This is a genomic window from Micromonospora sp. NPDC049529, from assembly GCF_055586685.1.
Genome location: NZ_JBVJHT010000006.1, coordinates 143213 through 156062, shown reverse-complemented (window position 1 = coordinate 156062; position 12850 = coordinate 143213). Strand labels below are relative to the sequence as shown.

Sequence of the window (12850 nt, the reverse complement as noted above, 5' to 3'; positions counted from 1 at the left end):
CACCATTCAGTCACCGGGCCGGTACCAACCGAGCAGGCACGTCCGACGCGGCTACCGTCGGCACCGACGTCGCGCCGCCGGCCGGCCGGCCGCAGTGCAATTGCGGTAGGTCTGCTACGCAGGTTCAAGCGATGGTGGTGGGCTCGGGAACGCCCTCGACTCGTCGGCGGCGCTGTTGCCGTTCCCGCGCGTCGGCGGCGCGGCCCCAGCGGGTCCGGCTCCACGGCTTCACCACGGACAGGATGGTGGCGGCCCACAGGGCGAGCGTGAACCCGGCCAGGCAGGCCGTCAGGGCGATCCCGGTCCCACCCGGCTCGCCGGCCGGGTCGGCCGTACGCAGGGAGAGCTCGTCCGCCAGCGCGCTTTCGACCGTGCCGGCCACCAGCGGAATGCTGACCGAGATGGCGAACTTGACGATCACCCACCAGTACCGGACGAGGCCCCACTTCGTGCCGAGCGACACGACCACGCCGGTGATGATCGACAGGAACATCGACGGAATCGCGACCGCCTGATCGACGACGTGCAGCAACTCGTACGCGCCGTGTCGCATCGCGGGCGAGGCGGCGGTCGTGCCGACGATTGCCAGCACGGTCATGGTGAGACCCACACCGAGCCATCCGACGCTGAACCCGACGTGCAGAACAAGCCAGATCTTGCGGGTCCGGGGCGACATTCGGGGGAACTGTGGCCGGCTCAGCGCCAGGATCGTCAACGACAGCGGGATGCCGAGCAGAGCGATCAGGACCGGGATGCTGAATACGAACTGTAGTGGCGCCATGACCAGGTGTAGGACGATCGTGACCTGGCGACCGCGCTCCGGTCCGCGTAACGCGGCTGACACCGACAACCCGGCAGCCAGCGAGTAGCCGACGAGGGCCGCCGTCCGGAGCACGCCGGAGCCGGAGCCGTTCAGGAGCAGCACGACGTTCAACAGGGCGAAACACGTGAAGGCCCAGTGCAGTATCGCGGCCGGCGCAGGGGTGGCGTCACGGCCGGTCGCGATGCGGGGACCAGATGGCATGTCGGGATGCATGCTCGAAAACTAGGTTCGCCCGAGCTGCGCGACATCGGTCGATGTGTTCCGAAACGGTGGTCAATAGTCGGCTGACGCGGCGACGGGCACTACTTTCGGTTGAATCCGACGGTGGAGGCGCAGTGCCGCCGACCTCCGTAGACTTCCGGCATGGGGCTCGGTCAGCGCCGCGTCGTTGACGTGCTACTCGCCGCGGTCTGCGTACTCGCCGGTGCCTGGGATGGTCTCCAGTCCGGCCTCTTCAACGGCTCACCGCTCGTCGACGAGCGGGCGCCGCTGGCGGTCAACGTGGCACTCGGGATACTTACCGGCCTCACCGTCCTGGTCCGGCGCAGTCGTCCGGTGCTGCTGTACGTCTGTGCCCTGCTGAGCTGGGGCGTCGTGGGCGCCTACCCGGCCCTGCTGGTGGCGCAGTTCTCCGTCGGCGCCCATGTCCGCTCCGCCTGGAGTCGGGTCGTACTCACGGCCGCCATGCTGGTCGTCGTGACCGGGCCGCTGTGGCGGGTGGGCGGTGGTGACGGGGCCGTACCGCTCAGCTTCGCGCTCTGTATCGTGCCCGTGCTGGTCGGTCTCTATCTGACGTCCCGTCGGGAGTTGTTGGCCAGCCTGGAGGAGCGCGCCCGGCGCAACGAGCGCGAGGAGCGGCTGCGGATCGACCAGGCCCGCGCCGAGGAGCGGGCCCATCTCGCCCGGGACATGCACGACGTGGTCACCCATCGGGTGTCCCTCATGGTGCTGCACGCCACGGCGCTGGAGTCGGCGCAGGGGCGGGACGCGATGGCGATCGCGGGCCAGATCCAGGGCATCGGTCGCACCGCGCTGGAGGAGCTCCGTACGCTGGTCGGAGTCTTGCGCGACGGCGCCGCCGCGCCGCTGCGACCGCAGCCGGGGATCACCGATCTTGAGGAACTGGTCGCCTCCTCGGCGGCGCTCGGCCTGGCGGTCGAGTTGAGAATCGAGGACGGACTACGGGCGCCTGCCCTGGTGGAGCACGCGGTCTACCGGGTGGTCCAGGAGGCTCTGACCAACGTGCACAAGCACGCCGGCGACGCCCGGACCACGGTCACCGTCGCCTCGGACGGTGACGGCCTGCTGCTGGTCGTCGCCGACGGCGGCAGCACTCCGACGCCGGACGTGGCTGCCGGCGGCGGGCACGGGCTGCTCGGAATCTCCGAACGTGTCCGGTTGATCGGTGGCACGCTCCGCACCCGGCGGCTGCCCGGAGGCGGATTCGAGGTGCGGGCCAGGATGCCGATGGCGGCGATGGCGAGGGAGGTCCCGCGATGATCCGGCTGCTGATCGTCGACGACGAGTGGATGGTCCGCGCCATGCTGCGCACGATCATGTCGGCCTACGACGACATCGACGTCGTGGGTGAGGCCGGGAACGGGGACGAGGCGGTGCGGCAGTCGCACGCGCTGCGCCCCGATGTGGTGCTGATGGACATCCGGATGCCCCGCGCCGACGGCCTCACCGCCACCGCCACACTGTCCCGGTTCGCGGTGCCGCCGAAGGTCGTCGTCCTGACCACGTTCGATCTCGACGAGTATGTCCAGAGTGCGCTGCGGCACGGCGCGGTCGGGTTCCTGCTCAAGGACGCCACCGCCGACCAGATGGCCGCCGCTGTGCGCAGCGCCGCCGCCGGGGATGCCATGCTGTCCCCGCAGGTCACCCGCAAGCTGCTGCACCGGTTCGCCGAGCCGGCCAGCCCCCGCCGCGCGGACGCCGCCCGCCGGTTGAAGGTGCTCACGGACAAGGAGCGGGAGGTCCTGGTGGCCCTCGGTGAAGGGTTGACCAACAGTGACATCGGTCGGCGGCTGCACCTGAGCGAGGCCACCGTGAAAAGCCATGTCAGCCGGCTCCTCGCCAAGCTGCAACTGACCAACCGGGTGCAGGCGGCGATCCTGGCGCATCACGCCGGTCTGGTGAACTGAGCGCCGTCCGCGCCCGGGGCCGGTCAGAAGGTGCTGATGTCGAACCGGGTCGCCCTGGCGCTCACCGGGCCACGACTGATCTCGTTGCCGTCGATGTCGAGCGCCCGGTACGTGCCCTCGCTGGTCAGCCTGTCGCCGTCCACCCGGGCGTGGTGCAGTGCCCGAACCTCGCCGTTGTAGCGGTGTGGCAGCCCCTTCAGGTCGTCCGGCAGCACCTGCCACAGCGTGAAGGTGACCGTACGCCGTCCGGTGGCCTCCCACCGCCCGGTGGCGATGTGGATACCCTCCGCGAACGACAGGAAGAAGCCGCCGGGCAGGAAGGTGAACAGGCCGATTTCCTCCTCGTGCGGCAAGGTGACCACACCGCGCCAGGTGCCCAGCACCGGGCTGCCGGACACCCCGTGGCCGGTCGGGGCCGCCTCGGCCGCGCTCACCGTGGCACCGAGCCCGAACGCGCCGACCCCGGCGCCCGTACCGACGGCACGTCGCAGAAATCGCCTGCGGTCAATCTGACCTTTCATGGGAAACACCTCACGGATCGCTCGTACGGATTGGACCGAGAACGACCGTACGGCGGTGGTCCGCCCCTCCACATCGATCGTTGGAGTGCGAATCCATCTGTCCCGCCCCGCCCTTCGACTGAGCCGGTCGGCCGAACCCCAATTTCTCAGTCGGCGTGGCCCACCGCCACGATGTTCGCCGCCCATCGAGCGCCGGCCGCGACGAGCGTGGGCAACTCCCGAGGAACGTTCAGGCCGGTGATCCCGTCGATGGATACCCACTTTGCGTCGGCCACCTCGTCCACCTTGGCGGTGAGTGCGCCGGGCCGGGAACGGCACACATAGACGAAGTCAATGTGCCGATGTAACCCGTCCCGCGAGTCGGCAACGTCCATCTCGATGATCGCGAACGGCGTGACGATGCTCCGCACCGCTGGATGCTCGAACGAGGGCCTGCCGACGAGGTCGACGTCGATGCTGGTCTCCTCGCGAGCCTCCCTGGCGGCGGCCTCCGCCGGGTCCTCGTTCGGGTTGACGTGCCCACCCGGATACAGCCACAACCCGGACCTGCGGTGATGGACGAGAAGCACCTGATCCCCGCCGTTGAGCACGATGGCGGATGCGGTGTTGTGCCGAACAGTCATGTCACATGCCCTCACAGCAGATAGATCCGGGTCGGGGTGCCGTCCGGTGCGGCGACCGTGAGTTGCCCGTCCGGGGCGAGATCGTGCAGCAACGCTGCCAGCCGGATCGCGCGGTTCACCGCGTCGGTGCGGTTGGTGCCCTGGTCGTTGGCGAATTCCGTCAACGCGGCGTCGGCAACACTCGTCAGGTTGACCGTGATCTTGACGAGTCGGGGCCGGTCGGATCCGGTCATCGCCGGGGGCCCGACGGCCAGCCGAGGAACCGGGTGTAGAGACCACGGCGAGGCACATTCGGAGCGTTCCGGGCCAGGTCGTCGAGCGCCTGGACGTACTGGGTGGCAAGGTACTGGCAGAGTCCGACCCGGTTGTTGACGAATTCCGCCAGCAGCGCGAGTCGAGCCGGACTGCACGGCCACGCCGCAGCGCAGACCCGACACCGCCAGGTCGGCCGCATCGGCAGGTGCAGTCGTTTCTGCGTACGGCGACGAGCGGTCACGCCGGATCGCTCGGGTCATGTCGTGCGTGCCCCGAGACCTCGGCTGCGAATCGCGTCCGTCGAGCTGTGGCGACCGGGGCGTCGTATCGGCGTCCCCGGTTCGCGGGAAGGTTGTGGCTCGCCGGGACGGGCTGCGGCTCGGGAGCCGTTTCGCGGATCGCGTCTACCGAGGGCTCGGACTCGACCCCGGCCAACACTTCCTGTCTCGACTCGATCTCCTTCGTCAGGGATTTCGGATCGAAGGTCATCGTCGGCTCGTAGTCTCCACTGAAGATCATCGGAGTGCCTTTCCTGGTATCACGCTTCGTATCCCGACGAGTGCCGGAGTCACCATCAGAGCCAACAGGCTGAGTGACCTGGGCGGCTAGGTGTCACGATGGGACAACCGATCGTCACCACCACCTGTCACCTGTGTCATGAGTGGGGAAAGATGGGCTGATGGTCTACCCGGAGTCCCCGCGCGACGATCGGCCGAGCTGGGCCCGCCGGCTTCGGTCGGAGCGGCAAGCCCGTGGCTGGTCCCAGGGCGACGCCGTGGCCGCGCTGCGGGCACACAGCGACAGGAGCCTTCCCGGCAGCGCCAGCCTTCTCCGGAACTGGAAGCGGTGGGAGGCCGGCGAGGCGGAGCCCGACGGGTTCTACAAGCCGCTGTTGGCGGCCACCTTCAGCACCGTGACCGCCGCACTCTTCCCGCGACAGGGCGGGGCGGACGTCGAGGCGCAGCTCGTGGCGAGCACTGGAATGGATACCGTCGAGCTTCTTTCTCGGTTGCGCGCCTCGGATGCTTCGGCGAGCACCATCGATGCGCTCGAGATCACCACAGAACGGTTGAGCTGCGAATACTCCCATGTGCCGTCCGGTGAGCTGTTGGTCGAGGGGCGTGAGTGGCTTCGGCGACTCGTATTGCTTCGCGACGGACGGCTTACGCTCGCCCAGCACCGGAAGGTGCTGTCTCTGGCCGGTCGGGTCGCACTGTTGGTCGGGTGTGTCGAATACGACATGGGGGAGATTCGGTCTGCCGAGGCGACTCGCCGAGCCGCTCTCGCGCTCGGTAACGAGTGCGCCGACAGCGACATCGTCGGCTGGGCGCACGAGATGCGCAGTTGGTACGCACTTACTCAGGGTCAGTATCGGGCGGCGGCCGCAGCGGCGGAAACGGGCCTGGCCGCCGTCGGTCCGAGCCACAGCGTTGTTGTCCAATTGGCCGCGCATCAGGCCAAGGCGTGGGCTCGCCTCGGTGACCGACGTCGGGTGAGCGCGGTCCTCGAACGGGGGCGGACCGTGTTGGAGGCGCTACCGTACCCGGACAATATCGACAACCACTTTGTGGTCGACCCGTCGAAGTGGGATTTCTACACCATGGACTGCTATCGGCACGTGGGCGAAGACCAACTTGCCAAGGCGTACGCGGAAGAGGTCATCCGCTCCTCGACCGGTGCCGACGGTCGCGTTCGGAGACCGATGCGGGTGGCCGAGGCTCATGTCACGCTCGGAGTCGTCGCCGCCCGCGATGGTGACCTGGAGGCCGCGCTCTCTCAGGGACGCAGGGCGCTCGCCGGTGCTCGCCGCTCTCTGCCTTCGCTTTCCATGTATACCCGCGAACTGGTCGATGCCCTGGTCGAGCGGTTTCCAGGTGAGTCGATGGTTGAGGAATATACGGCGGAGTTGCGGGCGCTCTTCGCATACGACGGAGTTGGCGGCCGATGAACGGCAGGATCAGGACGTTGGGTGTCGGGCGTTGGTCTGGTGTGACCACCGGCCCGTACGCCGGAAGTGGTCTTCGAGGTCGGCCCGGCGGGCCTCCATGAAGTAGCCGGTGACCGAACGCCCGTCCTTGCGCGCGTAGTCGTGCTGGCGCCCGTACTCCCGGAAGCCGAGGCGCTCCCAGAGCCGCCTCGGGCCGTCGTCACGCACTTCGAGGGTGAGGATGTCGCAGCCCATTTCGGCGGCCACCCGGAGAGCCTCCCCGAAGCCGGCGGCGAGAAAGCGGTTCCGGTAGTCCGGATGGATCACGCAGCGTCGCAGGTCCACGATGTGCCGGCGCCCGGGCTGCGGCGCCTGGGCGAGCGTGACCATTCCGATGATGTGTCCATCCTCGGTGCGGACGGCCATCAGTTTGACCGCGCCCCGACGCAGGTCGTCGTTGAAGGACCGCATCAGCGCGAGTCCTTCCTCGTCGTTGAGCGGTTCGTTGAAGCCGAGGTTCCGTTCCCGGAGGGCCACGCCGTTCATCAGGTCGAGTATTTCGCGCATCTCCCCGTCGGAGAGCACCTTCGGCCACTCGTACCGCACGGAGTCTCCCGGTGTCATCAGCTGTTGGCCGAGTCGGGCCGGGTCGCGTGGGGGCACGCGGACAGCGGGTCGTCCTGACGGACGAAGTTGGGCCGGACGTCGAAGTCCGGCGCGTCGAACGTCCGGTGGAATGCCGGTGTCGTGCTGCTCGACAGCGGGGGATTGACCCAGGACCAGTCGGTCGGCACCGTACGCCCCAGCCGCTCCTCCCGTTCGACGTACTGCACGAAGTGGCGGGCTGCGGTGTGGTGGTCGTACATGCGCACGCCGGCCCGCTCGAAGCTGCTCAGAACGGCATAGGTGAGCTCGATCAGGGCCCGGTCCTTCCACATCGTACGATCGCCGGAGGTGTCGAGCCCCATTTTCTCGGCGACGATCCGCAGCTTGTTGTACCGGTCCTCGTCGCTGAAATTCCGGGCACCGATCTCGGTGCTCAGGTACCAGCCGGTGAAGGGTGCGCAGGTGTAGGTGAGACCGCCCAGTTCAAGTGCCATGTCGGAGAGCGCGGGATTGGCGTACCATTTCAGCCCGAGTTCCTCGAACCACGGCAGGTCCGGATGGTCGATCGGAACTTCGAGTGCGGTGTCGGGCGGGACGTCGTACCATTTCACCCCGTCGTCGGGGGTCGTGACGACGAGTGGCAGTAAATCGAACGGGGTGCCCGCGCCCTGCCAGCCCAGACGCTGGACCTGATCGGTGAGGTCGGCGGTCGCCGGGTCACCGACGATGCTTCCGTCGGGCTGGCGGTACCCGGCATAGCGGAGCAGGTGTGGATTGGATATTTGTATCGTGTCGCCATTTGGTGTACGGGGTGGAAACACCGATATAACCGCTTCTATCTTTCCGGCGTTGGTCGAGGTGCGGACGTGCTCCCAGCACGCTTCCGCGATGCTGTCCGCGCTCGTGCGGTCGCGGAAGTCGAGGAGTTTCAGTGACCGCCAGTGCATGCGCCCCACGCAGCGGGCATGGTTGCGCCAGGCGAGGCGGGCGCCGATGAGCAGCTCGTCGACGGTGTGCGTGTAGGTGCCCGTCTCCTCGATGTCGCGCAGCACCTGCGCCCGACGTTCCGGCGGTACGTGCGAAAGCTCGGGCAGACCGAAGAAGTGTTCCGCGCCTTGGCGTACCTCGTCGGTCCGGTTCGTGGAGGTGGTCGACGGTGTTGTACTGGCGGCCTGCTCGGCGGAAGTGGACACTGATCTCCTCAGGCAAGTACTGCCGTGCTCGGGAATCAAGACCGGAAAAGCCTCTCGGGGCAATGCCACAAATGGCAGTGCCCTTATTGCTTCCCTTGTCTTCGGGTGTCAGGCGTCACATGCTGCTGCACAGGTTAATGTGATGGTCGACGATGGACAAGGTCAAATTTTGCCTGAGATGTGGATCACAGTCCCCTTCGGCTGGGTGCGCTTGACATGCTCTAATGTAGACACTGGTCTGTCGTGCACGTGGATTTGTGCGCGCGAGCGGGAACGGAAAATCGTCGGCTGGCGTGCCACCTTTGGTCCGATTTCGACAAATTTGTTGTTCTGGCTGTGCCTGATTGGCGCGAACACTGTAGGCCAGTGATACGCGTCAATTCGGGCGATCACCAACAAAGCATGTCACTCCATCCGATGCCAAGGGGCACATATGCCTGCCGGTCAAGCACTGCCAAGCTTCGAAGTCGACGTTCCGGAGCGCGCCAGGGTGGCCATCATTCGCGCCGCACACGATCTGGTCCGCGTGGGAGCGCGGGGAGAGAACGTTCTCCGGCAGCCGCATTGGCGGTTGCCCCAGGCCCTTGCCGCGACACTTCGCCGTACGCTCGCCCCGCCCCTACTGGCGCGGGGGTTCGCGCTGGTGCCCGGACTGTTCGACGACCTGGACGATCCCGGACCGACACCGGCGCGGTGGGCCGAGGCCGACCCGGAGCGGACCGCCGCCCTCGACGTGGCACTGGCGCTGGTCGCCGCGGCGCTGGGTCGCGTCTTCGGCTGGGCCAACCAGCAGGCGGGGCGATTCGTCCACAACATCCTGCCGAGCCCGGAACACAGCCACGCCCAGGTCGGCGCGAGCAGCACCGTGCCGCTCGAATGGCACACCGAGGACGCCTTCCATCCCGAGCGGGCCGATCTGCTGCTACTGGCCTGCGTCCGTAACCCGGACCTGATCGGCACCCGGTTGGCCGGGATCCGCGACGCGGCGGTCACCGGTGCGGATCTGGCGCAGCTCGCCCGCCCCCTCGTGGCGATCGAGCCGGACGACAGCTACGGCGCCGACGCGTCGACCGGGGCCGCAGCGGTGGGCATGCCCACGATCTGGAACGGCCCGGCGGGCCGGTGTGTCCGCTACGACCCGTCGTACACCCGGTTGATGACCGACGACGCGGGGTTCGTCGCGGCCTTTCGGCGGCTCGGCGGCACATTCGAGGAGTGCGGCCGAACCCTGGCTCTCGGGCCGGGCGATCTGCTCGTGGTGGACAACGACGCGATGGTGCACGGGCGGGTCGCCTTCCGCGCCCGGTACGACGGCACCGACCGGTGGCTCAAGCGGGTGCTGGTCCGGTCGGCGCGGACACGCACGGAGGGCGAGCGGCAGGAGCACGGCTACCACCAGAATCCGGTGTACCCGGACGATTCGGGCCCGATCCACCGCTTCCCGTGACCGGGGCTCCGGACCGGGATGGGTCTAGAGGATGACCTGGCCCGCCTCCAGGCGGGCGATCGCGGTCCGGACCGCCGCGACGAAGCTCCAGAACAGCGGCGTGGTGGTGTTCTTGCGTTGGGCTCGGGTGTTGACCTCGAACATCGCCAGCCGCAGCGGGGTGGTGAGCTCCAGTTGACCGCCGGCCCCGAGCAGGGTGCGGTTGGCGATGTTGTCGGGGTGGTTGCCGTTGAGCGAGTCGTGGTCGACCGCGTCGATCGCCTGGAACCCGGCGGCGGTCAGCTCCTCCAGCAGGTACTGCTTGAACGTGTTGTTCCGGCCTCCGACCAGCAGCGCGGCGGTGCCGTCCGGTACACCGGCCTGGGACGGGGTGCAGCCGTGCAGGCCCAGCGCGTTGAGCGCGCCCGCGCAGAGGGACCGGGCGATTCCGTCGTCGCAGTGCGAGGACGTGACGTGCAGTTCGCCGTTGTCGGAGGCCCGCAGCCCCTCGAACAGCCAGTAGTCGTGGGTGGTGCCGCCGCCCGGGGTGACCGCGAGACTGGCCGGGTGGTAGCCGGCCATGGCCAGGCACAACTCCGAGGTGCCGACCTCGATCCCGCCACCGTGCGGGGCGAGGACCGTGGTCTTCGCGAACGGATACCGCTGGGACAGGCCGTCGTCGAGGTAGTGGTGCCGTTGGTGGCGGCGCCCGTAGTCGACCCCCTCGACCAGGTCGCGGTCCGCGTAGAGGGCGGTGTTCGACGGGTACGCGTCCGCGGCGCTCGCCGCGGTGGAGGTGAGAACCTGCACGGCGGGTACGGCCAGGGTGACCATGGCGAGGAGGTTCCGGCGGCTCGCGGCGATCACGGGTGTCCTTCCCCTCGTCGGCCGGCCCGCTGCCGACGATCACCGCGACCCTAGCCGAGATAGCGGCCCGCCGATGCCCCGTTGATCAAGCCATCGACCGTTGCCGAGCCGCCCCGACACGGCGTCGAACAGGCGGCCCTCGATGCTCATTCACCTGTCGAAAGCCGCTGGTTGACCTGCCGACATCTGCACGGTGACCGGGAAGTGGCGAGGCTTCTACATTCGTTGCGCGGCGCGGACCCTTCGGGGGCGCCCGGCCACTTCGGCGCCTCCCGCGTCGAACCCCCGCGACGAAGGGCGACTACATGCACCTTCCGTTCAACAAGAGAAACGCACGGCGCTCCATCCTGGTCGCCGCGGTCACGTCCGCACTGGTCGTCTCCGTGGCAACCAGCGGCGCGTCGGCGGCTCCGGCCAACCCGGCCGGCGGCACCGGGCCCTTCCAGGTGCTCGACCCGCAGAACTGGGAAAACCCGGACACGATGACCTGGGACGACTACAAGGCCGCCCCGGGCACCAACTGGGCCGACCCGAACGTGCGCGGCTCGGTCCGTAACTTCAAGATCGCGCTGGTCACGCTCGACTACGTCGACCAGCCGTTCGTGGTCACCCAGCGGGCCCGGTCGTCGGTCTTCGGCAACCCGCAGGCGAGCGCGGCGAACATCCCGCGTGAGCAGGTGCCGCAGTTCTACCAGGATTTCCTGAACAAGCCGAACGACCTGAACAAGGGTCACACCCTGCACGAGTACTGGATGCAGGACTCCAACGGCCGGTACGGCGTTGACCTGTCCGGGTTCGGCCCGTACCAGATGCCGGCGAAGTCGTACCAGTACGGCATCACCAACGACATGAACCCGGGCATGTGCCCCGGCGGCGAGACCTGCAACCGCAACATCCGTACCGATGGTCTGGGCGCCTGGCGCGCGGCCGTCGGCGACGAGGTCGCGGACTCGTTCGAGCTGGTCTTCATCCTCGGTGCCGGTCAGGACGAGTCGTCGACCTGGCAGGAATTCGGCCAGATGATGTTCCAGACCAAGGAGGACGTGCCGGACGCGTGGGGCCCGCCGGACCCGGCGATGCCCAACTACGCCAAGACCCGGTACGTCGACTGGACCTCGTGGAAGTCGGCGGCGACCATCTGGCCGAACGCCGGTGGCGGCTCCTCCACCCAGGCGGAGAGCTCCGGCATGGGCGTGTACGCCCACGAGCTGACGCACCTGCTCAGCATCGGTGACAACTACAACAACCCGTACGGCACTCCGTTGCGCCGGGCGTACACCGGTATCTGGAGCATGATGTCGCGCGGGTCGTTCAACGGCCCCGGTGGTCCGCACACCCGTTGGCAGATCCCGCCGGTCAACGGCGGTTCGATGGGCTCCCTGCACACCGTGCGGGACAAGCTCAAGATCGGTCTGCTCGGCGAGGAGCACGTGCTGCGGCTGTCCCGCGAGGCGCTGGCCTCGTCCGGGATCGTCGTGGCCGAGATCAAGGCGCGTGCCGTCGACGCCGGCCCGAAGGGTCTGACCGGCATCAACATCGCGCTGAACAAGGATCTCCAGCCGGCCTGCAACACCAGTACCGACCCGCTCTGCGACGGTGGCAACTTCAACAACTACACCGTCGAGGTCGTCGACCGGATGGGTGCGGACTCGTTCACCCCGGACAGCGGCGTACTGGTCAGCAAGACCAAGAACGCGGACAGCTCGCCGTTCCAGTGGGTCGTGGACGCGAACCCGCAGGACATCGACATGATCGATTTCTACCAGCCGAACGGCACCCCGCAGAAGATCACCATGGGTGACTACCGGCAGCTCTCGGACGCGCTGTTCCACGCCGGCACCAACTCCGGCAGCGAGTTCGAGTACGTCGACGGCCCGAACCGCCTGCACTTCTACGTCCTGGACATCAAGCGCAACGCGGACGGCATCCTGTCGTACACCGTCGCGGTCCAGTCGCTGGACGGCAACGGCGGGCCGAGCGCCCACGGTGTCAACCTCGGCAAGGGCGAGGTGACCAGCGCCGGTGCGCCCACCAAGAAGGGCGTCACCTGCTCGTTCGACCTGACCAACACCGGGACGTACTCGGCCGGCGGTCAGCAGCACCCGGAGGACGCGGCCGCGTACCTCAAGTCCGACGTCTACCGGCTCTCCACCGAGGTCGCCGGTAAGGGCTGGCGCTCCGAGCTGCCGAACGCACTCGCCACCGCCCAGTTCGGCAAGTCCACCACGGTCAAGGTCTCGGTTGCCGCCAACAGCGACGCCGCCGCGACCGGGTTCGTGAAGCTGACCGCCACCTCGGTCAGCGACCCGAGCAAGACCGTCACCAAGCAGTGCCGGGTCGAGAAGTCCTGACCGATCGTCAAGACTGATCACCGGAACTGACCACCGGACGGGGGGGGGGGGGGGGGGGGGGGGGGGGGGGACGTAGGGAACAACCCGGGAACCACACACCGCCGGGAAGAG

The 12850-nt window shown here is 68.1% G+C and carries 14 protein-coding genes; 5 read left to right on the top strand and 9 right to left on the bottom strand.

Annotated elements, in window-relative coordinates:
- Positions 1-124: 124 nt before the first annotated feature.
- A complete protein-coding gene (locus tag ACZ6QQ_RS12165) occupies positions 125-1024 on the bottom strand; it encodes a hypothetical protein (protein ID WP_465876015.1) in 900 nt (299 codons plus the stop codon).
- Positions 1025-1186: 162 nt separating this feature from the next.
- Between ACZ6QQ_RS12165 and ACZ6QQ_RS12160 the strand changes: the two genes are divergently transcribed.
- Complete coding sequence (locus ACZ6QQ_RS12160; RefSeq protein WP_465876014.1) at positions 1187-2323, top strand: sensor histidine kinase; 1137 nt, start codon at positions 1187-1189, stop codon at positions 2321-2323.
- Positions 2320-2970, top strand: coding sequence for a response regulator (locus tag ACZ6QQ_RS12155; protein WP_465876013.1), 651 nt, complete (start codon positions 2320-2322; stop codon positions 2968-2970). The genes ACZ6QQ_RS12160 and ACZ6QQ_RS12155 overlap by 4 nt, the downstream gene beginning before the upstream one ends.
- A 23-nt stretch (positions 2971-2993) precedes the next feature.
- Here the strand turns inward: ACZ6QQ_RS12155 and ACZ6QQ_RS12150 are convergent, their stop codons facing one another.
- The 5 genes from ACZ6QQ_RS12150 to ACZ6QQ_RS12130 form a co-directional block, all read right to left on the bottom strand.
- Positions 2994-3491 carry a twin-arginine translocation signal domain-containing protein gene (locus ACZ6QQ_RS12150; protein WP_465876012.1) on the bottom strand — a complete coding sequence of 166 codons (498 nt, stop codon included), beginning with the start codon at positions 3489-3491 and terminating at the stop codon, positions 2994-2996.
- A 146-nt stretch (positions 3492-3637) separates the two neighbouring features.
- Positions 3638-4114, bottom strand: coding sequence for an NUDIX domain-containing protein (locus ACZ6QQ_RS12145; protein ID WP_465876011.1), 477 nt, complete (start codon positions 4112-4114; stop codon positions 3638-3640).
- Positions 4115-4125: 11 nt separating this feature from the next.
- The gene (locus ACZ6QQ_RS12140; protein WP_465876010.1) at positions 4126-4347 is read right to left on the bottom strand and encodes a hypothetical protein; all 222 of its coding nucleotides are present in this window, start codon (positions 4345-4347) and stop codon (positions 4126-4128) included.
- Entirely contained in the window at positions 4344-4610 is a 267-nt protein-coding gene (locus ACZ6QQ_RS12135; RefSeq protein WP_465876009.1) for a hypothetical protein, read from the bottom strand. Before ACZ6QQ_RS12135 ends, ACZ6QQ_RS12140 begins: the two co-directional genes overlap by 4 nt.
- On the bottom strand, positions 4607-4858 hold the full coding sequence (locus ACZ6QQ_RS12130; RefSeq protein WP_465876008.1) for a hypothetical protein: 252 nt from the start codon (positions 4856-4858) through the stop codon (positions 4607-4609). Before ACZ6QQ_RS12130 ends, ACZ6QQ_RS12135 begins: the two co-directional genes overlap by 4 nt.
- A gap of 286 nt (positions 4859-5144) precedes the next feature.
- On the opposite strand from ACZ6QQ_RS12130, the gene ACZ6QQ_RS12125 reads away from it, so the two are divergent.
- The gene (locus tag ACZ6QQ_RS12125) at positions 5145-6317 is read left to right on the top strand and encodes an XRE family transcriptional regulator (RefSeq protein ID WP_465876007.1); all 1173 of its coding nucleotides are present in this window, start codon (positions 5145-5147) and stop codon (positions 6315-6317) included.
- 9 nt (positions 6318-6326) lie between these two features.
- On the opposite strand, the gene ACZ6QQ_RS12120 is transcribed toward ACZ6QQ_RS12125, so the two are convergent.
- Together ACZ6QQ_RS12120 and ACZ6QQ_RS12115 are read right to left on the bottom strand one after the other, a co-directional pair.
- A complete protein-coding gene (locus tag ACZ6QQ_RS12120; protein ID WP_465876006.1) occupies positions 6327-6902 on the bottom strand; it encodes a GNAT family N-acetyltransferase in 576 nt (191 codons plus the stop codon).
- 17 nt (positions 6903-6919) lie between these two features.
- Positions 6920-8095, bottom strand: a complete 1176-nt coding sequence (locus tag ACZ6QQ_RS12115) for a nitric oxide synthase oxygenase (RefSeq protein WP_465876005.1) — start codon at positions 8093-8095, stop codon at positions 6920-6922.
- 571 nt (positions 8096-8666) lie between these two features.
- Between ACZ6QQ_RS12115 and ACZ6QQ_RS12110 the strand changes: the two genes are divergently transcribed.
- Positions 8667-9542 carry a TauD/TfdA family dioxygenase gene (locus ACZ6QQ_RS12110; protein WP_465876004.1) on the top strand — a complete coding sequence of 292 codons (876 nt, stop codon included), beginning with the start codon at positions 8667-8669 and terminating at the stop codon, positions 9540-9542.
- A 24-nt stretch (positions 9543-9566) separates the two neighbouring features.
- Here ACZ6QQ_RS12110 and ACZ6QQ_RS12105 read toward each other — a convergent pair whose 3' ends face one another.
- Positions 9567-10388, bottom strand: a complete 822-nt coding sequence (locus ACZ6QQ_RS12105; RefSeq protein ID WP_465876003.1) for a poly-gamma-glutamate hydrolase family protein — start codon at positions 10386-10388, stop codon at positions 9567-9569.
- Between the two features lie 305 nt (positions 10389-10693).
- Here ACZ6QQ_RS12105 and ACZ6QQ_RS12100 point away from each other — a divergent pair, with 305 nt between their 5' ends.
- A complete protein-coding gene (locus tag ACZ6QQ_RS12100) occupies positions 10694-12739 on the top strand; it encodes a M6 family metalloprotease domain-containing protein (protein WP_465876002.1) in 2046 nt (681 codons plus the stop codon).
- Positions 12740-12850 lie beyond the last annotated feature (111 nt).

What these genes read in the sequence shown, in the direction of transcription:
- ACZ6QQ_RS12165 (WP_465876015.1), bottom strand. Translation starts at nt 1,024, where the DNA reads ATGCCATCTGGTCCCCGCATCGCGACCGGCCGTGACGCCACCCCTGCG.
- ACZ6QQ_RS12160 (WP_465876014.1), top strand. Translation starts at nt 1,187, where the DNA reads ATGGGGCTCGGTCAGCGCCGCGTCGTTGACGTGCTACTCGCCGCGGTC.
- ACZ6QQ_RS12155 (WP_465876013.1), top strand. Translation starts at nt 2,320, where the DNA reads ATGATCCGGCTGCTGATCGTCGACGACGAGTGGATGGTCCGCGCCATG.
- ACZ6QQ_RS12150 (WP_465876012.1), bottom strand. Translation starts at nt 3,491, where the DNA reads ATGAAAGGTCAGATTGACCGCAGGCGATTTCTGCGACGTGCCGTCGGT.
- ACZ6QQ_RS12145 (WP_465876011.1), bottom strand. Translation starts at nt 4,114, where the DNA reads ATGACTGTTCGGCACAACACCGCATCCGCCATCGTGCTCAACGGCGGG.
- ACZ6QQ_RS12140 (WP_465876010.1), bottom strand. Translation starts at nt 4,347, where the DNA reads ATGACCGGATCCGACCGGCCCCGACTCGTCAAGATCACGGTCAACCTG.
- ACZ6QQ_RS12130 (WP_465876008.1), bottom strand. Translation starts at nt 4,858, where the DNA reads ATGACCTTCGATCCGAAATCCCTGACGAAGGAGATCGAGTCGAGACAG.
- ACZ6QQ_RS12100 (WP_465876002.1), top strand. Translation starts at nt 10,694, where the DNA reads ATGCACCTTCCGTTCAACAAGAGAAACGCACGGCGCTCCATCCTGGTC.